Source organism: Allobosea sp. 05T422_2, from assembly GCF_056396265.1.
Genome location: NZ_JBFTLD010000034.1, coordinates 1 through 22,766 on the forward strand (window position 1 = coordinate 1; position 22,766 = coordinate 22,766).

Here is a 22,766-nt window from a genome sequence, read left to right on the forward strand (position 1 = left end):
TGCAAACACAAAGGGTTAGATCATCGGACCGGATACGGTTTCCGGTCCGATGATCTGATGAACTGATCCTTCAAACCGGCGTCGTCCCGATCGACCGGCCGCGCCATCACGGCCACCTTGGGTTAGCTGATGCCTGCCGGACAGCGGCGCCATATCTCGGCGCCGGCAGAACCGATCGTCACCCGCACCTGGGTCTCGCCTTGAAGCACCATATCGACGGGCGCGCCGGCATCCGCCTCTCCGGGAGGCAAGGTGAAGCTGAACCTGTGCCGCGTGTAGGTCCCCGACAGCGTCAGGCCCTTGGTGGTGGTGACCGAGGGGCCCTCGATGGCGAAGCGCTGCCCATGTCCGGAACACCAGGCGCCGTCGATCGCATCGGCGCGGGCTGGGTTCACCGCCCCGACCGTTACGGCTGCGGCGGCCGCGAGAGCCAAGCAACCCCTATGCATCGGCGCTACCTCCGTGATGACTCGGTGGTGAAGAGGGGCGTTGCATCCCAGCCGTCCGCCACCATGAGGGAAGGCCATGCCAAAGTGAAGCTTGGATTGTAATTGGAATAATTCTAAACTAGATGGATGGCGCAATCCTCACATCGACCCGATCGGGATGATTCCACCATGACGACCATCACCGGTTCCGCGCCGCTTTGTCCTGCCAGCGCGCAGCCTTGCACCTGCTTTCGCCCGTTCGAGCGCTCCTGCTCGGCTAGCGCGGCCGAGCAGGCCAGGCGCGCTCCAGGCTGGTTTGGCGGCCGCGTGCCGCGCGCGCTGATGCTGTTCGGTCACGACCTCGAGACCATCGAGGTTCTGCGGATCGCGGTTGTCGCCGTCTCGGCCGTGCTGATCTGGTTTCAGGTCGTCCGACCCGTGGCAGGCTGGGATCTCGTTGGCGTCGGCGGCTTGCTGTTCGGAGCCTGGCCGATCGTCCGCGAGGCGATCGAGAACATCAAAGAGCGGCGAATGACCATGGAGCTCTCCATGTCGATCGCCATTGTGGCGGCCGCCGCGATCTCTGAATTCTTCACCGCGCTGGTCGTCACCTTCTTCGTGCTCGTGGCCGAGGAGCTGGAGCATCTGACGGTGGACCGTGGGCGGGCCGCGATCGCCGACCTGATCGACGTGATGCCGCATGAGGCGACCGTGCGCCGCGACGGCGTCATCTCGGTCATTCCCATCGACAGTATCGTGGTTGGCGACCGCGTCCTGGTCGCTCCCGGCGAGAATATTCCTGTCGACGGGCTCGTCCGGTCGGGCCTGTCCTATGTCGATCAGGCGCGGATCACCGGCGAGTCGATGCCGATCAAGCGCAGCGAAGGCGATGCCGTCTTCGCGGGCTCGATCAACCAGTCGGGTGCGCTCGATATCCAGGTCAACCGCGTCGGACGCGACACCAGCTTCGGGCGTATCATTGACGCGATCGAGAACGCGGAACAGTCCCGCGCGCCGGTCCAGCGCCTCGCCGACCAGCTCGCCGGCTATCTCGTCTACTTCTCCTTCGCCGCGGCGATCGTCACCTACCTGCTCACCGGAAACATCCGCGACACGATCTCGGTCATCATCGTCGCCGGCGCCTGCGGCGTCGCAGCCGGCACGCCCCTGGCGGTACTGGGTGGCATCGGCCGTGCCGCGCGCAACGGCGCGATCATCAAGGGTGGCGTGCACCTTGAGATGCTCGGCCGCATCGACACGATCGTGCTCGACAAGACGGGGACGCTGACCTTCGGCGAGCCGCGGGTTCTCGAGATCCATCCGGCGCCCGGCCGTAGCGAAGGGGAGTTGCTGAGGCTGGCGGCTTCGGCCGAACTGCGCTCCGAACATCCGCTGGCCAAGGCGATCGTCGCGGAAGCGCGGGCGCGCGAGATTGCGGTGCCGGAGCCCGATCGCTTCGACTACACGCTCGGTCGCGGCGTCTCGGCGCAGATTGGCGAGGATCGTATCCTGATCGGCAGCGTCAAGCTGCTGCAGGCCGATGGGATCGAGGCTCCCGCGGGTCGGGCCGGCAACGCCGTCTCGTCCGAGATCTGCGTCGCGATCAACGGCCTCTATGCGGGCTCCTTCGCAGTGGCCGACGAAGTCAGGCCGGAGGCGGCCTCTGCCATTCGCGCCCTGCATGCCTTGAAGATCCGCACCATTCTGCTGACCGGTGACAATGCCAGGGTTGCCGACAGCGTCGGGGCCAGTCTGGGCATCGACACGGTCGAGGCCGGCATGCTGCCCGAGCAGAAGCTGGAGCGCGTGCGGACCCTGGTCGCCTCCGGTGCCAAGGTCGCCATGCTGGGCGATGGCATCAATGACGCGCCGGCGCTGACGGCTGCAAGCGTCGGCATCGCGATGGGGTCCGGGACCGACGTCGCCAAGGAGAGCGCGGATATCGTGCTGCTGGCCAACGACCTGGAGCGTCTGGTCGAGACGGTTCGCATCGCCCAGCGCACGCGCGGCGTCATCTGGCAGAACTTTTCAGGCACAATCGCGGTGGATGCCCTGGGCATCGCCATGGCGGCCTTCGGCTTCCTGAATCCGTTGCTGGCCGCGTTCATCCACGTCTCGTCCGAGCTGATCTTCATCTCGAACTCCGCGCGGCTGCTGCCGGCCGGCGAAAAGCGGGTGACGGCAGCAGCCGGGAGAGAGTCTTAAGTACCGGACCGGCGCCAGCCGCGGATCCTTGGGGGAGGAACCTAGACCTGATGCCCGACGAGCGCGCCGATCGCCCAGGTCGCGGCCATCGCGATGGCGCCCCAGAACGTCACGCGCAGGGTCGGCTTGACGATGCCGGCTCCGCCGACGACGGCGCCGATCGAGCCAAGCAGGGCAAGGCAGACGAGCGAACCACCTGAGACCGCCCAGCCGATCGATCCCGCGGGCACGACGAGGGCGAGCAGCAAGGGGACGGCTGCGCCCGTTGCAAACGTGACGGCCGAAGTCAGCGCCGCCTGGACAGGCCGCGCGATCATGTGCCCGGCGAGACCAAGCTCGTCGCGTGAATGCGCTTCGAAGGCATCCCTGGCCGTCATCTGCTCCGCGACCTTGCGGGCGAGCGCCGGTTCGACGCCGCGCTCCACGTAGATCTGCGTTAGCTCGGCCAGTTCCGCCTCGGGCTGCTCGGCGAGTTCGCGCCGTTCACGCGCCATGTCCGCCTTCTCGGTGTCCGACTGGGAACTGACGGAAACATATTCGCCAGCCGCCATCGACATGGCGCCGGCGACGAGCCCGGCGACGCCCGCGACCAGCACCTCGTTGGCGCTCTTGGCCGCCGCCGCGACGCCCACGACGAGGCTTGCCGTCGAGATGATGCCGTCATTGGCACCGAGCACGGCGGCGCGAAGCCAGCCGATCCGCTCGACAAGATGATTTTCACGGTGGAGCGGATACATGGCGTCGGTCCTTGCGGTTGGCCKGGCCGCTCAGTCGAAGCGCGAACCGCGGGGCGTGACCAGGGGCAGCATACGCGAGAGCGTTGCATCCTTCAGGACGAGGTGATGGGCAATCGCCGCCAGCGCATGGACGCCAGCCAGCACCATGAAGAGATGGGCGGCCACGACATGCGCGTCCTTGAGAGTCTTTGCCAGAGCGGTGTCGAGCGCGACCGGCGATGGAATGGTGGCGAGCCAGAAGAAGTCGACGGGACGGCCCCTCATCCAGGCCGCGAAGAGCCCGATCAGGGGGATCGCCAGCATCGCCGCGTAAAGACCGAGATGTGCGATCTTCGCAGCCAGTTCCACCATCGGCGCGGCCGGCAGCGCCTCGGGTGCGGGCGTCATGCTGCGCCAGCCGATGCGCACCACCGTCAATGCGATCACGAGAAGACCAATCGACATATGGAGCGTGAGCAGCCACGGGCGGTCGCCCTTCGGGAATTCGTCGCGCACGAGCCCTATTCCGTAGGCCGCGACGACGGCGAGCGCGATGACCCAGTGAAGGCTGATGGTGAACCTGTCGTATCGGCGTGTCGGCATCGGGAAATCCTCATGGCAGGAGCTGAAACTGAGAGCAGGGGCTGGAGAGGGGGCCTGACGGCTGGTCAGTCGTCGTCGCCATCCCGCGTGACGCGTTCGAGCGTTTCAGGATCGAATTTCGCCTTGATGCGGCGGCCGGCTTCGTCGGCCGCGCGGACCTTGTAACAGCCGTGGTCGGTCTTGATCCGCATGGTGGTCCAGCCTTCGGCCCGGAGCTTTTCGACCAGTGCCTCGCGCGGCTTCCACTCCGTCATCGGAGCAAGGCAGCGTTGGCCGGCGTAAGCGGGAGCCGTCACCCCGAAGAGGAGGCCGAGTGCGGCGGCTGGCAGGGCGCGCTTCATGAAACCTGTCCTCCACGGGTTGGGCCGATGGCCCCTTCCATCACGCCAAGCTGACACCCACCTGAACGGCGGATGCGATTGCGTTCAGCCCGCTGTCAGGTTTGTGCCATAGACGGGCGAATGGTCCCCGGAGGCTGCGGAACCCGGCATGCGTGTGCTTCTCGTCGAGGACGATCCGATCCTGGGTCCAGCGGTGCGCGACCAGGTCGCAGCCGACGGACATGGCGTGGATTGGGCGAGCCGGATTGCGGATGCCACGGAGTTCATCCGGCTTGCGAGCTACGACCTGATCCTTCTCGACCTGATGCTGCCGGACGGGCGTGGGCTCGACCTGCTCCGCGCCAGRCGGCAGGCCGGCGACGCGACCCCGGTGATCGTCCTGACCGCGCGCGACCAGGTCTCCGATCGGATCGCGGGGCTGAACGCCGGGGCGGACGATTATCTCGTCAAGCCGTTCGATCTGGCGGAGCTCTCCGCACGCCTTAGCGCCGTGGCGCGCCGCTATGGCGGCAATCCCAATCCCCTGCTGCGGATCGGAGATCTGACGCTCGATCTTGCGGCGCGCACCATCGCCAGGGATGGCCGCAGCATCGCCCTGACCGCGCGCGAATGGGCCCTGTTCGACGCCTTCCTCCAGCGCCCGGCCATGCTTTGCTCCAAGGCGCTGCTCGAAGAGCGGCTCTACGCCTTCGATTCCGAGGTCGAGAGCAACACGATCGAGGTCTATGTCGGGCGTCTGCGCAAGAAGCTCGGCGCCCATGTGATCGAGACCGTGCGTGGCATGGGCTATCGTCTCGGTGCGACAGCCGTCGCAGGATCGGGCAAGGCGAGGCCATGACGAGATTCGCGTTGCCGCCCAGGGGCAGCCTGCAACGCCGGCTCGCCTTGTCCCTGACCGGCGGCGTCATGGCGCTGTGGCTCCTGGCAACGCTGGGCGCCGGCTTGCTCCTGCGCCATGAGATCGACGAGGTCTTCGACAGTGCCTTGCAGGAGGTGGTCCAGCGCGTGCTGCCGCTCGCCTATACCGAGGTTCTCAACCGCGATGCGGATGCAGAGCCCGGGCCCCAGCAGATCGCATCGGTCGGCGCACATCGCGAATACATCACCTATGTCGTGCGCGATGCGGCCGGGCGGAGCCTGCTGCAGTCGCATGACGCAGACCCGGCGCAGTTTCCGCCGAACCCCGCGCATGGCTTCAGCGACGGACCGAGTTCGCGTCTCTACACGGAGGTCGCCGTCAGCGGCACACTTGTCGTCACCGCCGCCGAGCGACCGGGCCACCGCCAGAACGCGGTGCGCGACGCCATCAAGGTGCTGGCCTGGCCGCTGCTGCTGCTTCTGCCTCTCGGCATCGCCGGAACCTGGGCGCTGGTCGCCTTCTCCCTGCGGCCGGTCGTGGCCTTCAGGCGCGAGATCGAGGCGCGCGGCGATGGTCATCTGGCGCCGGTCGCGGTCGCGGCACTGCCCTCGGAGATCGCACCGGTGGCAGAGGCCGTGAATGCGCTGATGGCGCGGATGCGGCGGCTGCTGGATGCCGAGCGCAGCTTCACCGCCAACAGCGCCCATGAATTGCGCACGCCGGTCGCTGCCGCCCTCGCGCAGACCCAGCGCCTCAGGGCCGAGCTTCCGGAGGGGCCGGCCCGCGCCCGCACGAAGGAGATCGAGACGGCGCTGCAACGGCTGGCGCGCCTGTCCGAGAAGTTGCTCCAGCTCGCCAAGGCCGAGGGGGGCGGGTTGCTTTCGGAAGTGCCCCAGGACCTCGTGCCCGTGCTCGCTCTCGTTCTGCATCACCTTGAGGACCAGGGCAGGGTCGAGCTCTCGCTGCCGGCAGAGGAGCGGTTCGTCTCGACCCTCGACATCGACGCCTTTGCGATCCTCGCGCGCAACCTGATCGAGAATGCGCTGAAACATGGCTCCCCGACCCGGGTGGTGCGGGTGAGCTTGACGCAGGACGGGAGTTTCAGTGTGACCAGCGCCGGGCCGGTGCTGTCGCAGGAGGTCCTCGACGGCATGACGCACCGCTTCACGCGCGGCACGACGATGGCCGACGGTTCGGGGCTCGGCCTCTCGATCGTGCAGACGATCATGCGCGGTGTCGGCGGCGAGCTCGCCTTCTGCTCGCCCGCCCCGGGACAGGCGGATGGCCTCGAGGTCCAGGTGCAACTCCCCGGCCTGAAGCCGACAGCCGGCTGAGCGCCCTTCGGTCCCGTCGCCAGGACGCGGCCCGGGCGGTGCGGAGCGGCAACCCTCGGTTGCCCCTATCGACAGGCGTGAATGGGAGCCGTTTCCGGCGATCGGGGCCCTGGAGCTCCGCTGCCTGTCACCTTCGCGCAGCGCGCGCTCGCGCAATTTCCCGATACAGCGCCTCTGGCGACACCCCGATCTCGGTCGCGATATGGCGCCAACCTCCCTTGGCCGGCAGAGGGCCGTTCCAGGCGATCCATGCGTCGAGCCTGGCCTTGACCGTCTTCAGGGAGGCTATCTCGGCATGCAGTCGTGCCCGCTGCACTTCATGAGCGAGATGGCTGGCCCAGGTTTCGGCAAGCACCGGATCATGCGCCAGGGCCTGCTTCAGATCGCGCCGCGAGACCGCCTGCGTGACAGCCGCGGTCTCGGCGCGCCCGTCACAATGATATTGCTCGGAATAGAGCGAGGCTTCGGCCAGAATGGCCCCAGGCAGCGCGCGCTGAAGGATCAGCGCGGCCCCATCATCCTGGTGCCGGATGAGATGGAGGCAGCCGGAATGGACGACATGAACCAGCCGGACGGGGTCACCGCGATGGAAAACGGCGTCCCCCGCGCAAAATTCGCATGTCTGCGTGGAAAGCCCCTTCAGGAGCGCAATTGCTGGTTCGGGCATGATCGCTATCATGTTCAGCGTCTTGGCGGCATGGCAAGCGTATTCCACACAAGGAGACCAGCATGATCCGCTCCATTGCTTTCCTCGCCTGCCTGCTTCCCGCAGCCGTGCTGGCGCAAACGCATTCCGGCCATCACGGCGGCGGAGCAACCCCTGCTGCGAGCCAGCCGATGACGCAAGACTCCGGTGGGCCTGGCCTGCGTCCGACGCAACCGGGGCAGGGGGCGTTCGCCGCGATTCAGGAGATCGTCGAAATCCTGGAACAGGACCCCAGGACCGATTGGTCCAAGGTTGACATCGAAGCGCTGCGGCAGCACCTTGCCGACATGAGCGCCGTGACATTGTCGTCCGAGGTCAAGGCCGAGGCGGTCGAAGGGGGGAGGCGGTTTACCGTCACCGGAACTCCGCCCGTGCGAGATGCCGTGCGACGCATGGTGCTCGCGCACGCCGCCACGATGAATGACCGGGAGGGTTGGCGCTTCGAGGCGGCGCCTATCGAGAACGGGGCGACCATCACGGTGCGCGTTCCCGCCAAGGATGCAGCCAAGCTCAAGGGACTGGGTTTCCTGGGCGTCATGACGCGGGGCATGCATCATCAGGAACATCATCTCATGATCGCCAGGGGTGACCGCCCACACCAGTGAGCCGCAGCGATCCGGACCAGAAGCGGTACCGGCCTTGGGACGACGACGCAGGGCTCGTCTTGCGTGCGGTCGGGGGCCTGTCGGGCTGTATCGCCTGAATATGACTGGGCTGGTTCCAGCCGATACGCTGCCGAAGTGGTTTTGTCGCCGGGCTGAACGGCGCTGCCGCCTTCGGTGCCGGGCTGGCCCTGCTGCTTTGTGCAGGCGCAGCATGGGCGTTTCGGCCCTCGCGGGCGGCAGGCTGAGCCCAATGGCCGCCCGCCGCCGATCTCTCTGTAACGTCCTTGTTTCGGTCTAGCTCCAGAAGCCTTCCTGATAGGCGCGGGGCGAGAAATCCGTCTCGTCCTGCTGCTCCTCGTGGTCCTCTTGGGGCTCGCGTTCTGTCTCGACTGTGCAGTCGGAAACGTGCCTGTCCAGCATCGAATCTCTCCTTTCAGATTGTGAGGGAGGGTGCTTAGGCAGTCCCTATATGACCATTTATGCTGCATCGCACAAGACAAAGGCGGTGCGCCCCGCATGCGTCCAGCGCGGGAACAAATCAGTTACAACCGTGTTGCTATGATTCCCCCGCAATGCGGAGTTGTTGTGTTTTGCCGCGACGCGGCCTTGAAGATTGGATCCGAGATGAACCGAAAGACCTTCCTTGCGAGCGTGCTGGGTGCGATCGCGATCGCAGGTGCAGCCGTTGCCTCTCCCACGCCCGCCAGTGCCGAAGCTTTGCCCGCTGGCCTGGCCGCCGGCCTCGACCGGCAGCCGGCCGAATACAGCATGACCGCCGCCAAGGAGCGCCGGTTGATGATGATGCAGGAAGCCAATCGCCAGCAGCGCTATGGTCGCGGCGGATATGGCCCGCGCCCCGGCTACGGGCCGCGCCCTGGCTACGGCCCGCGGCCTGGCTATGGACCACGCCCTGGTTATGGCCCCGGCTATGGCCCGCGCCCCGGCTACGGCCCGCGCCCTGGTTATGGCCCCCGTCCCGGATATTACGAACGCTGGTGATCCAAAGCCTGTCCGGACACGCATGGCCCGGCCAGGCCTGATCATCCTCCAGGGGGAATTTCCCTGTCTGCCTTGCCGATCGTGGCCCGCCGTTTCGAAGGGAATGGCGGGCCTTTCATGTCCGGGCCTTGGCTGCAGGGAGGGGGCGGGTTCGCTGCCAGCACCGTGGGATTCGTGATCGGCGTGGCACTCGGAATGCTGACATGGCGGTCGATCTGGAGGGCGAGCCTGGCCGGCTGGCAGGTTAACCGCCGAAGATTAGACAATTCCCGGCCCGGTGCCCTAAGTGTCGGGGGCGAACGACTTTAGGTTGAGGGCCTGCCTTGGAAGCTCTGGTGATTCTCGGCCTTGCCGTCATTGGCTTCCTCATCGCCATTCCCTGGGCCGCCTTCTCCTCCCTCTCGCGCGCCAATCGCGCGCTGGCCCTGGTCGCAAAGCAGCAGGAAGAGATCGACCAGCTCCGGCTTGCCCTCTCCACGCTCCGCGAAGCCCACGGCGAAACCGGTCAGGCGGAGGCCGAGGCAGAGGACGAGGCCGTCCCTGCGGAATGGCTGCATCGCGAGCTTGCCCCKGCAGAGGATCCAACCTTCACGGCCGAGGCCGTGCCGCCGACGCCACTGGAGACCGCGGCGGATCCCATGCTCGCCGCCCCGCAGCCTGCCGACGCATTCGCAGCCGACGCGCTGGCGCTGGAACAGGCCGCCGCGATGACGGAGCTGGCGCGGGACGCGGAGGCCGAGGCCCCGCCGTMGCTCGATGCCTTTGCAACGCCTGAACCTGTGCCATCCGCGCCCCGCCGCGATTTCGAGCAGGCCATCGGTTCGCGCTGGGCCGTCTGGGTCGGCGGCATTGCGCTCGCCTTCGGCGGGCTCTTCCTGGTCCGCTATTCCATCGAGGCCGGCGTCTTCGGCCCCGGCATGCGGCTGCTGATGGGCGCAGCCTTCTCCCTCATTGCAGCCGTGGCCAGCGAGTATCTCAGGCGGAGCGATCGACTTGCCCATCTCGGCGAGAGGCCGGGCGCGCTCGGCCGGCTCGGCGGGGCCAATATCCCTGCGGTTCTCGCCGGCGTCAGCGTGCTCAGCGGCTTCGGCGTCGTCTACGCGGCCCATGCGATCCACGGCTTCATCGGGCCGGCCCTGGCTTTCACGCTGATGGGACTGATCGGGCTCGCGGCGCTCGCCGCGTCCTTGCTCCACGGCCCGGTACTCGGCCTGTTCGGCCTGGTCGGTTCCTACGCGACGCCGCTGCTGGTCGCGAGCAGCGCGCCGAACTTTCCGGCGCTATCCGTGTTCCTCGCCCTCGTCACGGCCGTCGCCTTTCTCATCCATGCGTGGCAGCCGAGCCGCGTGGTGACGCTTGGCGCCATCGCCGGCCATGGCATCTGGACAGCCCTGATCGGGCTGTCCGGGGAGAGCCCGACCTGGTCATCCCTCCTGCTCGTCGTCGGGGCTGTGCTGGCGCTCGTGCTTCTGAAGGAATGGCCGAAACTGAAGGGCGGCACAGCCAGAAGCGCCTGGCCGGTCGCCGGCTTCGACGGCATCGGCCTTGCCGCGATCGCCACGCCGCTGGTCCTGTCCGGGGTGCTGTGGACTGCCGATGGCGGGCCCGTCATGCTGCATCTCGCCATCCTGACGACCGTGCTGGTCGCCAGCATCTCAGCCGTCCGGTACGGCGATCTTGCCCCGCTGGCGCCGCTCGCCGCGGCCGCCGCTTCCGGCATGGTTCTGCTCTGGCCCAACGTGCAGGGCGCCTTCGGGCTCTCGCCGGACATCGTCCTCGACATCGTCAGGCTGAGCATCACCGGCAATGCCGGGCCGGGCATCCGGTGGACGGCGGCGCTACTCGCCCTGATCGTGGGCGGCTTGCCCTTTTACGCACTGCTCCTGCGCAAGGGCGCCGGCGCCGGCGGCTTCATCATCCGCGGCTGCCTCGGCTTCGCCTCCGCGCTCGGGCCGATCTGCCTGCTGCTGGCGACGGCGCTCCGGAGCAACGGTTTCGAGCGCTCGACGGGCTTTGCGGCGCTCTCGCTTCTGCTTGCTGCCGCCCTGTTCGCCGCCTCCGAATTGCTGCTGCCGGTCGAGCGGCGCAGCACGCGCTCCCGGACAAACCCGCTGGCATTGATCGGCTCGGCCGCCTATGCCGCCGGCGGCGCGATCGCACTTGGCCTCGCCGTCGCCTTTGCCCTGCGCGAGACCTGGCTCGTCGTCGGGCTTGCGGTCGCGGCGGCCGGCGTCGCGATCATCGCCAGCCTGCGGCCGATCCCGCTTCTGCGCAGCATGTCTGCCGCCCTGGCGACAGCGGCGCTCGCGCGCCTGGTCTGGCAGCCGATCGTCTCCGACATGGGCTCCTGGCCGCTCGTCAACTGGGTCATCCCGGCCTATGCCGGGCCGGCCCTGTGCTTTGCGATCGGCGCGCTGGCGCTGCGTGGCAAGCAGGACCGGCCGCGCAGCGTCTTTGAGGCCCTGGCGGCCTTCTTCGGCGCGGCCTTCATCCTGCTCGAGATCCGGCAGTTCTTTGCCGGCCCCGAGCTCGTCCCGGACATCAGGCTGATCGCCGGCCATTATTCCGGCCTGCCGCGAAACCGCCTGTTCGAGGAGGCTGTCGCCCATGTCGTGGCGCTCGGCCTGATCGGCGCTGGACTGCAGGTCCTGGCGCGCCGCCTGGGCGGGCGCGTCTTGCGGCCGGCGGCCGATATCACGGCGGCCCTCCTGCTTCTGCTCAGCCTCGCTGGGCTCTGCGGCCTGCTCAATCCGCTCTTCGACGGCACGGCGGTGCTCGGGCCTCCGATMTTCAACCGGCTCCTTTTCTATGTCCTTGCCGGCGGCGCGCTCGGCCTGCTCGGCTTCCGGCTCGATCGCGGGCAGGCGCGCTCGCGCATCGGCGAATGCCTGACCGCCTGCGCAGCGGTGCTGGTCTCGCTTGGCGCCGTCCTGATCGTCCGGCAGGGTTTTGCCGGCCCGGAACTGGCGCCGCGCTCGGTCGAAACGGTCGGCTTCATCGAGGCAGTCATCGTGACGATCACGTTGCTCGCCCTCACTGCAGCCGCGCGCATCTGGCACGAGGCGGCGCAGAACCGCGTCACCCGTTGGGTCCTGCGCGTGCTCGCTTTCGCCGCCGTCGGCTGGGCTGCCCTGGCGCTCGGCATCGTCCGCAATCCGCTGTTCGACCAGAGCGGCGTCTCCGGCCCCATCATCTTCAACCGCATCCTCTGGGGCTATGGCGCGGTTGTGCTCGCCTTTGCCGGCGCAGCCTTCTGGTTGCGCGATGCGCGGCCCAGAATCAGCCGGGCCTTCGCGTGGACGGCATGGGCGGGCACGGCGCTCTGCGCCTTCCTGCTGCTGCGCCACGGCTTCCATGGTCCGCTGCTGGTCTCAGGCGAGCCGGTCACGCTGGCCGAGGCCGGCTGCTACGCCGCGATCGCTTTCATCATGGCCATTGCGGCGATGATCGCCGGCACGGTGACGATCCAGGGCCGCGCTGTCCCCTTGCGCCCGGAGAGCGCGGCGATCGCCTCCTGCGCCGTCTTCGCGGTTCTCTCGGGCGTCGTCGCCAATCCGCTGCTGAGCGAGGTTCCGTTGGCGGGCCTGTTCATCCTCGACAATGCCCTGGTCGGTTATCTCATGCCCGCGCTGCTTGCTTTCGCTGCGGCGCGCTGGACGCGCGAATTCGTTGCGGCGGCCCTGCCGCGACGGATCTTCGGCGGCACGGCGATCATCGGGGCGCTCGCCTATGTGCTGATCGAGGTGCGGCGCTGGTTCGTCGGCCCCGATCTCCTGGCCGACGGCATCGGTGCGACCGAACTCTACGCCTATTCGGCGGCGATCCTGCTCTATGGCGTCGCGCTGCTGGCGCTCGGCTTCCGCTTGCAATCGAAGGATCTGCGTCTGGCCTCGCTTGCGGTCGTCACCATCGCGATCTGCAAGGCCTTTCTGGTCGACATGTCCGGGCTGGAAGGCCTGTTGCGGGCGCTCTCCTTCATCGGCCTCGGCGCCAGCCTGGTCGGCATCGGGCTCGCCTATCAGCGCTTGCTGCAGCGGGAGAATGCGCAGCAGGGCGCGGCGATCCGGGAAAGCGGGGCCGCAACGGAAGGGGGCTAAAGCATCAGCCCCAAAAGTGGATTGCGCTTTTTCGGAAAAGCCGATGCAAACACAAAGGATCACATCATCGGATCGGATACGATTTCCTGTCCGATGATGTAACGCGGTTGCTGCCGCAGCCGCATTCCTGGGGAGAGCTGCGACCGTCCTCGGATCAGCCGAGAAGGCCGGTCTCGCTGAGGATGACCTTGATCGCCGCCGCTTCCTCGGCGTTGAGGGAGCGTTGCGGGCGGGCCATCGTGTTGGTGTCGATGATGCCGAGAAGCTGCATCGCCGTCTTGAACGCGCCGACGCCGGCCGAGCCGGCGCTGGTCCGGCCGAGCGAGATCCAGACCATCTCGAACAGGCGGCAGAGCCGTTCCTGCTCGTTGCGGGCCTCGTCCCATTGGCCTGCCTGAGTGAGCCGCCAGAGCTTGACGTAGCCTTTGGGGTCGACATTGGCGAGACCGGGGACCACGCCCTGGGCGCCCATCAGCGCGGCGTTGTCGACAACGATCTCGGAGCCCGTCATCGCGAAGAAATCCGGCATGTCGGCGAGATCCTGCCGGACGAAACGGAAATTGCCGTCATCGCCGCTGGAATCCTTCAGGCCGGCCACGGTGCCTTCGCGGGCGAGTGTGACGGTCGTCGCGCGCTCCAGCTTGATATGGACGCAGACGGGAATGTCGTAGGCKATCACCGGGCAGTCGACCGCCTCGCGCACATAGCGGAAATGGTCGATCGTCTCGGCCTGGTTGGTGCGGGTGTAGAAGGGGGCGGTCACGACCAGCGCATCGGCGCCGGCCGATTGAGCCGCCCTGGCGTGCTGGATGACGCGGTCGGTCGTCGGGTCGATCGCCCCGGCAAAGATCGGGACGCGGCCGTTATTGATCTTCACGGCATGCTCGATGATCCTGCGGCGCTCGTCATCGCCGTGGAAGACGACCTCGCTGGTCGATCCGAGCACGAAGAGCCCGTCGACGCCACCCTCGAGTAGATGCTCGATCACCCGGGTGAAGGAGGGGTAATCGACCCGGAAATCTCGCGTCAGCGGGGTGACGACCGGGGGAACCACACCGTGGAAACGTGCCATGGACCGAAACTTTCTCTGCGTTGATCAGGTGATGTCGGCGCGGGGATCGAAGGCGTCGCGAAGCCCGTCTCCGATGAAATTGATGGCGAGTACGGTGGCGACCAGCGCGGCGCCTGCCGGCATCCATTGCCAGGGGTGCAGTTCCAGCACGACGGTCGAGCGCGCGGCCCTCAGCATGTTGCCCCAGCTCGCTTCGGGCGGGACGATGCCCATGCCGAGAAAGGAGAGGCCGGCTTCGAGCAGGATCGCATTGGCGACCTGCACGGTGGCGTAGACCACGAGGATATCGAGCGAGTTCGGCAGGGCATGGCGCCAGAGCAGGTGCCCGAGACCGGCCCCGAAGCCGCGCGAGGCGACGACGAAATCGCGTTCGCGCAGCTCGAGCAGGCGCGCCCGCACCATGCGCGAGAGCACCGGCCAGGAGAGCAGGGAGATCACGAAGATCGTCGGCAGGATGCCCGTGCCGGTGATCGAGGCGAGCACCAGAAGCAGGATGACCGGCGGCAGAGTCATCGCGAGATCGACAAGGCGCATGATCACGCCGTCGAGGGCCCGCCCGCCGAACGCCGCAACCGCGCCGACGACGAAGCCGACGCAAAGCGAGATCGCGACCGAGACCGAGGCGATCAGCAGCGAGATCCGCCCACCCTGCAGCAGGCGGGCCAGCGTATCGCGGCCGACGCCGTCGGTGCCGAGCCAATGGGAAGCCGTCGGCCCGGAGTTCAGCGCCCGCAGATCGATGCTGTTGGGCGCATGGCGCCACCAGAGCGGGTAGGTCAGCACGGCGAGCAGGACGGGCGCCAGGATGAGCACTCCCGCGATCGCCGCGCGATTGCGAAGAAAGCGCCCGAGCGCGCGCTGGAGCGGGCTCCGGCTGCTGCCTCGCAGAGGGACCGCGCTCGCGGCGATCGGCGCATCCGCGTTCATTATCTCACCTGGATGCGCGGATCGACCACCGCATAGGCAAGGTCGGTCAGAAGGTTGACCAGGATGACGCCGGCACCGATCAGCAGCGTCGCGCCCATGATCACGGGGTAGTCGCGGGTCTCGACGGCCTTGACCATCAGGAGCCCCATGCCCGGCCAGTCAAAAACGCTTTCGATGAAGATCGCGCCGCCGATGGCGATGCCGATGGTCGAGCCGATCAGGGTGATGACGGGCAGGATGGCGTTGCGCAGGGCATGCCTGACGATGACCGCAAATTCGCCGACGCCCTTGGCACGCGCCGTGCGCAGATAATCCTGGTTCAACACCTCGATCATCGAGGAGCGCATGTAGCGCATGAACAGCGCGGAATAGACCACCGCCAGCAGGGAAGCCGGCAGGATGAGATGGGCCAGCAGGTCGGAGAGCGAGAAGGGCGCGCCCGGCGTCAGCATCCCGCCCGAGGGAGCCCAGCGCAGCACGACCGCGAAGACATAGAGGCCGAGCAGGGCGCTGAGGAAGGCCGGCGTCGAGATCGTGACGAAGGCGACCAGGCCGAGCCCGATATCGATGGCGGAGTTGCGCTTGACCGCCCCAATGACGCCAGCCGTGATGCCGAACACGATCGCCATGGCGAGGCCGCTCAGCATCAGCAGCAAGGTGGGCCCGGTGCGTTCGACCAGCAGCGGCAGCACGCGCACGCCGGCCCTGTCGATGGAGTAGCCGAGATCCCCTCCGAGCGCCGCGCTGAGCCAGGCGAAATATTGCACCGGCCAGGACCGGTCGAGGCCGAGCCGCTGGCGCAGCGCGTCCATCTCGGTCTGGCTCAGCGGCGCCAGCGGATTGACATAGGCGTCGACCGGGTCGCCGGGGGCCAGGCGCAGCAGCACGAAGACCAGGATGCTGAGCGCGATCAGCATCATCAGGCCGGCGGCGAGCCGTTTCAGATAGAAGCCAAGCATGGGTCAGTCCGTCGTCGAAGGGACGAGGGAGGGCCTTTTCGGCCCTCCCGCCGGCTCAGGGCGCGATCGACCATTTTTCCGGCGTGGCCGCGAACGGCCCGCCGCCCGGCGCCGGCGTCCAGACGAAATCCTTGAGCTTGACCGAGGCGACGCCATAGCGATTGGCGACCCACATCGTGCCCCAGGGCAGGGTCTTGTTCATGACGGCGCAGACGTCCTGGTATTTCGTCGTCGCCTTGGCCTGATCGGTCTCGGCGACGGCTGCGTTCAGCGCGGAATTGAGCTCGGGGATCTTGATCTGCAGGAAGTTCTGGCCRACGGGCGGGATCTGGCTCTCGTTCAGCCCGAGATTGAGCGTTCCGGGGTCGGGGCCGTTCTGCAGGCCGGCATAGACCAGCGGGAAATCGGCCGGGTTCGACGTTCGCGACATGGCGATGGCGTTATAGCCCGCGGGGTCCAGGGCGCGCGGCACGACATTTATGCCGACCTGGGCGAGCATGGACTGGACGGCGGCCATGACATTGGCGGTCAGCGGGTTGTTGTAATAGGTCAGCCAGGTGATCGGCTTCGTGCCGTTKATCTTGTCCCAGCCGGCTTCCTTGAGCAACTGCGTCGCCTTGGCCGGGTCGTAGGCATAGGCGTCGAGCCCCTTCGGGATCAGGCTGCCTTCGACATAGCCGCAATCGGCCTTCTTGGCGGCACCCTTGTAGAGGCTGTCGATGATCGCGTTGCGGTCGATCGCATGCATCACCGCCTGGCGGACGCGGATGTCGTTCCAGAGCGGCACCTGGTTGTTGAAGCCGATATAGTTGGCGACATAGGAGGCGCCTTCGATGACCGTGAAATCCTTGTTGCCCTTGAAGGTCGGGACGTCGTCGGACTCGATATAGGTGAACTGGATTTCGCCGGCCCGCAGCGCCGAGATCGCCGCGGCCGCATTGGCGAAATAGCGGTTGATCAGCCGGTCGACCTTGGGCTTGCCGCCGCGATAGCTCTCATGGGCGGCGAGTTCGACGAAGCGATCGGTCTCGTAGCGCACGAATTTGAACGGGCCGGTGCCGATCGGCTTCGTCGACCAGAGCACGTTCTTCGCCATGTCCTCCGGTGCGATCGCCGAAAGCGCATGCGCCGGCAGGATCATCATCTTGGTCAGGCTGACGATCAGCGCGTTGTCGGGCCTGGAGAGCCTGACGACGACCGTGCGCGGGTCCTTGACCTCAACGCTGTCGATGGCCGCCAGGCGCGCCGACAGCAGGCTCGCGGTCTTCGGGTTCTTGTTGAGCGCGATGGTGAACTTGACGTCGTCGGCCGTGAAGGCCTGGCCGTCATGCCAGGTCTCCTGCGCCAGCTTGAACGTGTAGCTCAGCTTGTCGTCGCTGATCTCCCAGCTCGTCGCCAGGGCCGGCACGAGCTTGGTCAAGCCGGCATCATAGGTCACCAGCGGCTCGAAATAGGTGCTCAGCCAAGTGTAGCCGGCCGGCGCCGTCATCGGGTTGAAATTGCCCTGCAGGCCGCCGGGGCCGACATCGAAGCCGCCGGTGATMGTCTTCATCTGGGCGATGGCCGGCGTCATCATCGTGCCGGCCAGCAACGCGGCGCCGATCAGCGCCCTACGATACGTCCTCATGGTCATCGTAACCTCCCATCAGCTCGCCGCCTTGTTGGCTGCGATTATTTTTGAGATGCCGTGATAGTGGTGGTCGAGGCGCTCGCGCGCCGTCTCGGCGTCGCGTGTCGCGACGGCCTCGACGATCTCGTGGTGATCGCGCCAGGTTGCGACCGGATCGCGATTTTCGAGATTGATGAAATCCGAGGCCTTGACGAAGGCCTGCCAGAAAATGTCGAGCAGCTTCAGCAGCAGCTGGTTGTTCTGGCAGCGGAACAAGGTGCGGTGGAAGCGCCGGTCCTCCTCGAGGAAGCTCTCTCCTACATCGACCCTGGCCTTCATCTTTGCGGTGAGGGCGCGCAACTCGGCGATGTCGTCGGCGCCGATCACCTGCACCGTCCTGCCGATCAGCGCGCCTTCCAGCGCGCGGCGAATGGTCAGGAGCTCCTCGAAATCATCGAGCCTGCCGCGCAGGCCGAAGGCGAGGTTGTCGAGCAGCGGAGCGAAGGAAAAGTCGCTGACGAAGATGCCGATGCCGCGCCTGGTCTCGACGATGCCGACCGATTCCAGCGCCTTGACCGCCTCGCGCACTGAGTTGCGGCTGACGCCGAGCTGCTGGGCGAGGTCGTTCTCCGGCGGAAGCTGGCTGCCCGGAGGCAGGCCGCTCTCGTCGATATAGGCCTTGACRCTTTCCAGCACGGAGACGTGCAGCGATTGCGGCTTCACCAGGGGCCTGATCGTCCGGGTCACGGTCTTCGACCTCATCCTGTGGCACCGGCCGCGCCCGAGAGCGCCGGCGGCTTCCGCCCGATTGTTGAACGATATCTACTTGTAGGATATCCGTGAAGTCAACAAGTCGGCAGGAGGGGAAACGACGATGTCGGGAAAGCTCGACCGGGCGGGCAGGTGGGGCGCGCTGCGCGGCAATTGGGCAACCTTGCTGCTGCCGATCGAGTCGGATGGAGGGATCGATCTGTCGCGGCTCGCCAACGAGATCGACGTGCTGATCGCCGCCAGGGTCGACGGCATCTATTCGAATGGCACGGCCGGCGAGTGCCACAACCAGACCGAGGCCGAATTCGACGCGATCCAGCGTATCCTGGCCGAGCGCTGCAGCCGCGCGAACATGCCCTTCGTGATTGGCGCCTGCCAGCCCGATCCGAGTGTCGCACTTGACCGGCTGAGACGCGCCGTCGCGCATGCGCCGGACGGAATCCAGGTGATCCTGCCTGATTGGTGGCCGGTCAGCGATCCCGAGGCCGTGGACTTCCTGCAGATGGCCGCCGAGGCGGCGGGAGACATCCCGCTCGTGCTCTACAACCCGCCGCACGCGAAGCGTGTCCTGTCGCCGGCCACGCTTGGGGCCGTGCTGAAGCAGGTGCCGCAGGTCGTCGGCATCAAGCTCGCCGATGGCGATGCGGACTGGTACGCCGAAGCGCAGGCGCATCTGGACGACTGGGCGCTTTACCTGCCCGGCCACCATCTTGCGACCGGTGTCGAGGCCGGGGTCGCAGCCGGCGCCTTCTCCAATGTCGCCTGCCTCAGCCCGCGCGGCGCGCAAGCCTGGACCGAGATGATGCTGAGCGATATCGGCGCCGCCCGCGAGATCGAGCAGCGCATCTGCGCTTTCATGGATGCGCATATTCTGCCGTTCCGGCGCGACCACGGCTATTCCAACGCCGCGCTCGACAAGCTGCTCGCCGCCATCGGCAACTGGGCGCCGGTCGGGCCGCGCCTGCGCCGGCCCTATCGCTGGATCGACGCGGCCGAGGCGGAGCGGCTGAGGCCGATCGCCCGGCGCATGCTGCCCGAGATCATGGACGCGCGCTGAACCTAACCATGCCMTGACCGGTAGCGAAGCGAGGGAGTGCCATGCCTAGGATTACCGGGGTTCGCTGCGTCCTGCTGAGTTCGCCCTATGCCGATGCCGATGAGCGCGAGATCAGGGCCTGTTTCCCGAACGGACCGAAGCGGACGATCGGCATGGTCGAGGTGACGCTGGACAATGGCGTGACTGGCCTCGGCGAAGGCTATATCGCCGTGTTCGCACCGCTGGTGTTCAAATCGATCGTCGATCTCTGCGCGCCGCTGATGCTGGGCAAGGATGGCTTCGACATTCCGCGCCGGGTCAGGGACCTGCGCTCGCTCTGCGATTACTGGTCGCTCCAGGGCGCGGCGCGCCATGTCATCAGCGCGTTCGAGAGCGCCTTGCAGGACGCCAGGGGCAAGAGCCTCGGTCTGCCCGTCCATGAACTGCTCGGCGGCGCCCAATGCGATGCCATCCCGATCTATGGCAGCGGCGGCTGCTGCGACGCKAGGCACCAGTTCATCCGCGAACTCGACTTGCTCGGCGCGAAGGGCATCGCGATCTACAAGATCCGCTCGCTCAAGGCCGACATCTGGCGGACCGTCTGGGTGCTGGAGGAAGCGGCCAGGCGCGGCATAAGGGTCGGCGTCGACATGTGCCAGAATCTGGCCGATCCGCCGCAGCCCGTCGACGATGTCGTCGCCTTCGTCGAGGCCGTGCATGGCAGGACGGCTGAGCGCATGCTCTTCCTCGAAGAGGCCGTCGGCCCCGACAGCCCCGAGGCCTTTCGCGAGCTGCGCCGGCGCATCGACGTTCCCGTCTGCGGCGGCGAGATCATCACGACGCCGAAGGAAATGATCGAGCGCATGCGTGCCGGCTCCTATGCCTTCGTCCAGCCCGACGCCTCGGTGATCGGCGGTATCAGCGCGGTGATGGAGATCTTTGCCGCGGCAGATGAACTCGCGACGGAGGTCGTCGTGCACGCCTGGGGCGGAGCGGCCGCGATCATGGCGAATTACCACGCCGCCTTTGCCGGTGGTGGCAAGCTGGTGGAATTCCCCATGCTCGATTTCCCGCTCGGCCGGGAGATGATCGGCGATCAGGGCCGGATCGAAAACGGTCGGCTCCTGCTCCCGACTGCGCCCGGCCTCGGCCTGACGCTGACGCCGGAGATGGAGGCGCGCTATCCTTTTGAGGCGAGCGCCGTCTATAGCTGCGTCCTGAAGGACTGGGGCCCGCCGCCGGACGAGGACTGGAAAGACTGTGGCGCGTCTGGTGGGTCCGCTTGATGGGAGGCGTCAGACCCTGCGGATATCCGCCGCAAGCAGAGCTTTTCCTCCGGCAGGGATCGTCCGGCCCTGGCCCCTTCCGCGAGAGATGGGGACGGGCGCTGGGACCGGCCGATCAATGCGCGCCTGCGCTGACGAAATTGCGCAGCTCCGGCGTCTGCGGGTTGGCGAAGAGCTCCCGTGACKGCCCGCTCTCCCAGATCTTGCCCTGATGCATGAAGATGGTCGTGCTGGCGACATTGCGCGCGAAGTTCATCTCATGAGTGACGAGCAGCATGGTCATGCCGCCCTTGGCGAGTTTTTCCATCACCAGCAGAACCTCGCCGGTCAGTTCCGGATCGAGCGCGGATGTCACCTCGTCGAACAGCATCACCTTCGGCCGCATCGCAAGTGAGCGGGCGATGGCGAYGCGCTGTTGCTGCCCCCCGGAGAGATTGTCGGGATAGCTGTCGAATTTCTCGGACAGGCCGACCTGCGCCAGCACCTCGCGGGCCAGCGTCTCGGCCTGCGCCTGGGGCACGTTCTGCGTGATCCGCGGCGAGAGCGTGATGTTCTGGGAGACGGTCAGGTGCGGGAACAGGTTGTAGCTCTGGAAGACGATGCCGACATCCTTGCGCAATTCGCGCAAGTGTTTCGGATCCTGGTCGACGACATGTCCGGCAACCTCGATGCGGCCGGACTGGATCGCCTCCAGCCCGTTGATGCAGCGCAGCAGCGTGCTCTTGCCCGAGCCGGAGCGGCCGATCAGGGCGACGACCTGCCCGGGTTCGACGGTGAGGGAGACGCCCTTGAGAACCTCGAGGTTGCCGAAGCGCTTGTGGACGTCGTCAATGAGGACGGCTGGCATTCATCACCTGTTCGAGATGGCGGCTGAGCCGGGACAAGGGGAAGCAGATCGCGAAATAGATCAGCGCGACCAGCGTGAAGATCTGGAAAGGCTGGAAGGTCGCGTTGTTGACGAGCTGGCCGGCACGCGAGAGTTCGACGAAGCCGACGACCGAGACGATCGAGGTGTTCTTCACGAGCTGGACGAGAAAGCCGACGGTGGGCGGCAGCGAGATGCGGATCGCCTGCGGCAGGATGATGTAGCGGTATTGCTGCCCGCGCGTCAGCGCGAGCGAGGCCKATGCCTCCCATTGCTGGAAGGGGACGGACTGGATCGAGCCGCGCCAGATCTCGGCCAGATAGGCCGAGACATAGATCGAGAGCGAGGCGGACGCTGCGAGGAAGGGCGGCAGTTCCACGCCCATCGCCGAAAGCCCGTAATAGCTCATGAACAGAACCATCAGCACCGGAATCGACTGGATGACCAGGATGTAGCCGGCCGCGAAGCGGCGCAGCGCGGCGACTTGGGAGAGCCGCATGATCGCGAAGACACCGCCGATCAGCCCGCCGAGGATGAAGGCGACGCTGGTCAGAACCAGCGTCCAGCCGGCAGCGCGCAGGATGAAAAGCGCTTCGGGAAGCCCGAATGTGGTCATCAGGCTGCCTCCGCCTTGACATCGACGCGGGCGAGCCCGGAGACCGGCGCGAAGAGCCGCTGGCCGAGCCAGAGCAGGAAGACCTTCAAGCTCAGCGCCAGGAGGAGGTAGATCACGGTGACGATGATATAGGTCTCGAAACTGCGGAAGGTCCGCTGTTCGATGATGGCCGCGGCGCCCGAGAGCTCCTGCACCGAGATGAAGGAGCAGATGCTCGATGCCAGCATCATCAGGACGAACTGGCTCGACAGCGCGGGCCAGACCCGGGCGAAGGCCGGTTGCAGCACGACATACTGGAAGACCTGGCGTTTGCTGAGCGCGAGCGACAGGCCGGCCTCGAGCTGCGATTTGTGAATGGAGTCGACGCCGGCGCGGATGATCTCCGTCGCATAGGCGGCAAGGTTGAGCGTCATGGCCAACAGGGCGGCCTGGGTGCCCGACATGCGGATGCCGACCAGCGGCAGGCCGAAGAAGATCATGAAGAGCTGCACCAGGAACGGTGTGTTGCGCATCAGTTCGACATAGCAATCGACGGCAATGCCGGCCCAGCGGCCTGCCAGCGTGCGCAGCGCGACAAGCAGCACCGCGAAGATCAGGCCCAGCACGATCGCGCTGGCAGACAGGCCGATCGTCAGCATGATCCCGTCAAGGATGATGTCGGTTTCGGCGAGTACGGATTCGAACTGGAGCGACATGATCCCTCGTCAGTCTGGCGCGAGGCCCCGCCGCGCA

Annotated in this window: 22 protein-coding genes; 8 read left to right on the forward strand and 14 right to left on the reverse strand. The window is 66.7% G+C overall.

What is annotated here, in order from left to right; translation table 11 throughout:
- Positions 1-122 precede the first annotated feature (122 nt).
- Complete coding sequence (locus tag AC1DJT_RS08920; protein ID WP_441504632.1) at positions 123-449, reverse strand: hypothetical protein; 327 nt, start codon at positions 447-449, stop codon at positions 123-125.
- Positions 450-617: 168 nt separating this feature from the next.
- On the opposite strand from AC1DJT_RS08920, the gene AC1DJT_RS08925 reads away from it, so the two are divergent.
- Complete coding sequence (locus AC1DJT_RS08925; RefSeq protein ID WP_476769720.1) at positions 618-2,633, forward strand: heavy metal translocating P-type ATPase; 2,016 nt, start codon at positions 618-620, stop codon at positions 2,631-2,633.
- A gap of 41 nt (positions 2,634-2,674) precedes the next feature.
- Here the strand turns inward: AC1DJT_RS08925 and AC1DJT_RS08930 are convergent, their stop codons facing one another.
- From AC1DJT_RS08930 to AC1DJT_RS08940, 3 genes are all read right to left on the reverse strand, one after another.
- A complete protein-coding gene (locus tag AC1DJT_RS08930; RefSeq protein WP_441504630.1) occupies positions 2,675-3,370 on the reverse strand; it encodes a VIT1/CCC1 transporter family protein in 696 nt (231 codons plus the stop codon).
- A gap of 30 nt (positions 3,371-3,400) precedes the next feature.
- A complete protein-coding gene (locus AC1DJT_RS08935) occupies positions 3,401-3,952 on the reverse strand; it encodes a cytochrome b (RefSeq protein WP_441504629.1) in 552 nt (183 codons plus the stop codon).
- A gap of 65 nt (positions 3,953-4,017) precedes the next feature.
- On the reverse strand, positions 4,018-4,293 hold the full coding sequence (locus AC1DJT_RS08940) for a PepSY domain-containing protein (protein ID WP_441504628.1): 276 nt from the start codon (positions 4,291-4,293) through the stop codon (positions 4,018-4,020).
- A gap of 148 nt (positions 4,294-4,441) precedes the next feature.
- Between AC1DJT_RS08940 and AC1DJT_RS08945 the strand changes: the two genes are divergently transcribed.
- A complete protein-coding gene (locus AC1DJT_RS08945; RefSeq protein ID WP_441504627.1) occupies positions 4,442-5,131 on the forward strand; it encodes a response regulator in 690 nt (229 codons plus the stop codon).
- Entirely contained in the window at positions 5,128-6,486 is a 1,359-nt protein-coding gene (locus tag AC1DJT_RS08950) for a sensor histidine kinase (RefSeq protein WP_441504626.1), read from the forward strand. Before AC1DJT_RS08945 ends, AC1DJT_RS08950 begins: the two co-directional genes overlap by 4 nt.
- A 127-nt stretch (positions 6,487-6,613) precedes the next feature.
- Here the strand turns inward: AC1DJT_RS08950 and AC1DJT_RS08955 are convergent, their stop codons facing one another.
- Positions 6,614-7,153 carry a Crp/Fnr family transcriptional regulator gene (locus tag AC1DJT_RS08955; RefSeq protein ID WP_441504625.1) on the reverse strand — a complete coding sequence of 180 codons (540 nt, stop codon included), beginning with the start codon at positions 7,151-7,153 and terminating at the stop codon, positions 6,614-6,616.
- Positions 7,154-7,215: 62 nt separating this feature from the next.
- Here AC1DJT_RS08955 and AC1DJT_RS08960 point away from each other — a divergent pair, with 62 nt between their 5' ends.
- On the forward strand, positions 7,216-7,797 hold the full coding sequence (locus AC1DJT_RS08960) for a hypothetical protein (protein ID WP_441504624.1): 582 nt from the start codon (positions 7,216-7,218) through the stop codon (positions 7,795-7,797).
- Positions 7,798-8,091: 294 nt separating this feature from the next.
- Here the strand turns inward: AC1DJT_RS08960 and AC1DJT_RS08965 are convergent, their stop codons facing one another.
- Positions 8,092-8,217 carry a hypothetical protein gene (locus AC1DJT_RS08965; protein WP_441504623.1) on the reverse strand — a complete coding sequence of 42 codons (126 nt, stop codon included), beginning with the start codon at positions 8,215-8,217 and terminating at the stop codon, positions 8,092-8,094.
- Between the two features lie 204 nt (positions 8,218-8,421).
- Between AC1DJT_RS08965 and AC1DJT_RS08970 the strand changes: the two genes are divergently transcribed.
- Positions 8,422-8,796 (forward strand): hypothetical protein, encoded by a 375-nt coding sequence (locus AC1DJT_RS08970; protein ID WP_441504622.1) that lies wholly within the window; start codon positions 8,422-8,424, stop codon positions 8,794-8,796.
- 323 nt (positions 8,797-9,119) lie between these two features.
- Complete coding sequence (locus tag AC1DJT_RS08975) at positions 9,120-12,893, forward strand: DUF2339 domain-containing protein (RefSeq protein ID WP_476833924.1); 3,774 nt, start codon at positions 9,120-9,122, stop codon at positions 12,891-12,893.
- Positions 12,894-13,047: 154 nt separating this feature from the next.
- Here the strand turns inward: AC1DJT_RS08975 and AC1DJT_RS08980 are convergent, their stop codons facing one another.
- Genes AC1DJT_RS08980 through AC1DJT_RS09000 form a run of 5 tightly spaced genes read right to left on the reverse strand, consistent with a single transcriptional unit; the run spans position 13,048 to position 18,222 of the window.
- Positions 13,048-13,965 carry a dihydrodipicolinate synthase family protein gene (locus AC1DJT_RS08980; RefSeq protein WP_441504620.1) on the reverse strand — a complete coding sequence of 306 codons (918 nt, stop codon included), beginning with the start codon at positions 13,963-13,965 and terminating at the stop codon, positions 13,048-13,050.
- 24 nt (positions 13,966-13,989) lie between these two features.
- Complete coding sequence (locus AC1DJT_RS08985; RefSeq protein WP_441504619.1) at positions 13,990-14,892, reverse strand: ABC transporter permease; 903 nt, start codon at positions 14,890-14,892, stop codon at positions 13,990-13,992.
- Positions 14,892-15,851 carry an ABC transporter permease gene (locus AC1DJT_RS08990; protein ID WP_441504618.1) on the reverse strand — a complete coding sequence of 320 codons (960 nt, stop codon included), beginning with the start codon at positions 15,849-15,851 and terminating at the stop codon, positions 14,892-14,894. The genes AC1DJT_RS08985 and AC1DJT_RS08990 overlap by 1 nt, the downstream gene beginning before the upstream one ends.
- Before the next feature lie 55 nt (positions 15,852-15,906).
- Entirely contained in the window at positions 15,907-17,484 is a 1,578-nt protein-coding gene (locus AC1DJT_RS08995) for an ABC transporter substrate-binding protein (RefSeq protein WP_441504617.1), read from the reverse strand.
- 12 nt (positions 17,485-17,496) lie between these two features.
- Positions 17,497-18,222: a FadR/GntR family transcriptional regulator gene (locus AC1DJT_RS09000; protein ID WP_441504616.1), complete on the reverse strand. Its 726-nt coding sequence runs from the start codon at positions 18,220-18,222 to the stop codon at positions 17,497-17,499.
- A gap of 112 nt (positions 18,223-18,334) precedes the next feature.
- Between AC1DJT_RS09000 and AC1DJT_RS09005 the strand changes: the two genes are divergently transcribed.
- Both AC1DJT_RS09005 and AC1DJT_RS09010 read left to right on the forward strand, forming a co-directional pair.
- The gene (locus AC1DJT_RS09005; RefSeq protein ID WP_441504615.1) at positions 18,335-19,288 is read left to right on the forward strand and encodes a dihydrodipicolinate synthase family protein; all 954 of its coding nucleotides are present in this window, start codon (positions 18,335-18,337) and stop codon (positions 19,286-19,288) included.
- Positions 19,289-19,329: 41 nt separating this feature from the next.
- The gene (locus AC1DJT_RS09010) at positions 19,330-20,553 is read left to right on the forward strand and encodes a mandelate racemase/muconate lactonizing enzyme family protein (RefSeq protein WP_441504614.1); all 1,224 of its coding nucleotides are present in this window, start codon (positions 19,330-19,332) and stop codon (positions 20,551-20,553) included.
- Between the two features lie 115 nt (positions 20,554-20,668).
- Here the strand turns inward: AC1DJT_RS09010 and AC1DJT_RS09015 are convergent, their stop codons facing one another.
- The 3 genes from AC1DJT_RS09015 to AC1DJT_RS09025 are packed head-to-tail and all read right to left on the reverse strand — an operon-like array spanning position 20,669 to position 22,729.
- A complete protein-coding gene (locus AC1DJT_RS09015) occupies positions 20,669-21,400 on the reverse strand; it encodes an amino acid ABC transporter ATP-binding protein (RefSeq protein ID WP_476833925.1) in 732 nt (243 codons plus the stop codon).
- Positions 21,381-22,034: an amino acid ABC transporter permease gene (locus tag AC1DJT_RS09020; RefSeq protein ID WP_476833926.1), complete on the reverse strand. Its 654-nt coding sequence runs from the start codon at positions 22,032-22,034 to the stop codon at positions 21,381-21,383. Before AC1DJT_RS09020 ends, AC1DJT_RS09015 begins: the two co-directional genes overlap by 20 nt.
- On the reverse strand, positions 22,034-22,729 hold the full coding sequence (locus AC1DJT_RS09025) for an amino acid ABC transporter permease (protein ID WP_113516339.1): 696 nt from the start codon (positions 22,727-22,729) through the stop codon (positions 22,034-22,036). The genes AC1DJT_RS09020 and AC1DJT_RS09025 overlap by 1 nt, the downstream gene beginning before the upstream one ends.
- Positions 22,730-22,766: the final 37 nt, after the last annotated feature.

Bases quoted from the DNA above. Each gene is read 5' to 3' on its own strand.
- AC1DJT_RS08920 (WP_441504632.1), bottom strand. From the start codon at position 449: ATGCATAGGGGTTGCTTGGCTCTCGCGGCCGCCGCAGCCGTAACGGTC.
- AC1DJT_RS08960 (WP_441504624.1), top strand. From the start codon at position 7,216: ATGATCCGCTCCATTGCTTTCCTCGCCTGCCTGCTTCCCGCAGCCGTG.
- AC1DJT_RS08930 (WP_441504630.1), bottom strand. From the start codon at position 3,370: ATGTATCCGCTCCACCGTGAAAATCATCTTGTCGAGCGGATCGGCTGG.
- AC1DJT_RS09025 (WP_113516339.1), bottom strand. From the start codon at position 22,729: ATGTCGCTCCAGTTCGAATCCGTACTCGCCGAAACCGACATCATCCTT.
- AC1DJT_RS08925 (WP_476769720.1), top strand. From the start codon at position 618: ATGACGACCATCACCGGTTCCGCGCCGCTTTGTCCTGCCAGCGCGCAG.
- AC1DJT_RS08950 (WP_441504626.1), top strand. From the start codon at position 5,128: ATGACGAGATTCGCGTTGCCGCCCAGGGGCAGCCTGCAACGCCGGCTC.
- AC1DJT_RS08940 (WP_441504628.1), bottom strand. From the start codon at position 4,293: ATGAAGCGCGCCCTGCCAGCCGCCGCACTCGGCCTCCTCTTCGGGGTG.
- AC1DJT_RS08955 (WP_441504625.1), bottom strand. From the start codon at position 7,153: ATGCCCGAACCAGCAATTGCGCTCCTGAAGGGGCTTTCCACGCAGACA.
- AC1DJT_RS08990 (WP_441504618.1), bottom strand. From the start codon at position 15,851: ATGCTTGGCTTCTATCTGAAACGGCTCGCCGCCGGCCTGATGATGCTG.
- AC1DJT_RS08985 (WP_441504619.1), bottom strand. From the start codon at position 14,892: ATGAACGCGGATGCGCCGATCGCCGCGAGCGCGGTCCCTCTGCGAGGC.
- AC1DJT_RS08935 (WP_441504629.1), bottom strand. From the start codon at position 3,952: ATGCCGACACGCCGATACGACAGGTTCACCATCAGCCTTCACTGGGTC.
- AC1DJT_RS08970 (WP_441504622.1), top strand. From the start codon at position 8,422: ATGAACCGAAAGACCTTCCTTGCGAGCGTGCTGGGTGCGATCGCGATC.
- AC1DJT_RS08965 (WP_441504623.1), bottom strand. From the start codon at position 8,217: ATGCTGGACAGGCACGTTTCCGACTGCACAGTCGAGACAGAACGCGAG.
- AC1DJT_RS09005 (WP_441504615.1), top strand. From the start codon at position 18,335: ATGTCGGGAAAGCTCGACCGGGCGGGCAGGTGGGGCGCGCTGCGCGGC.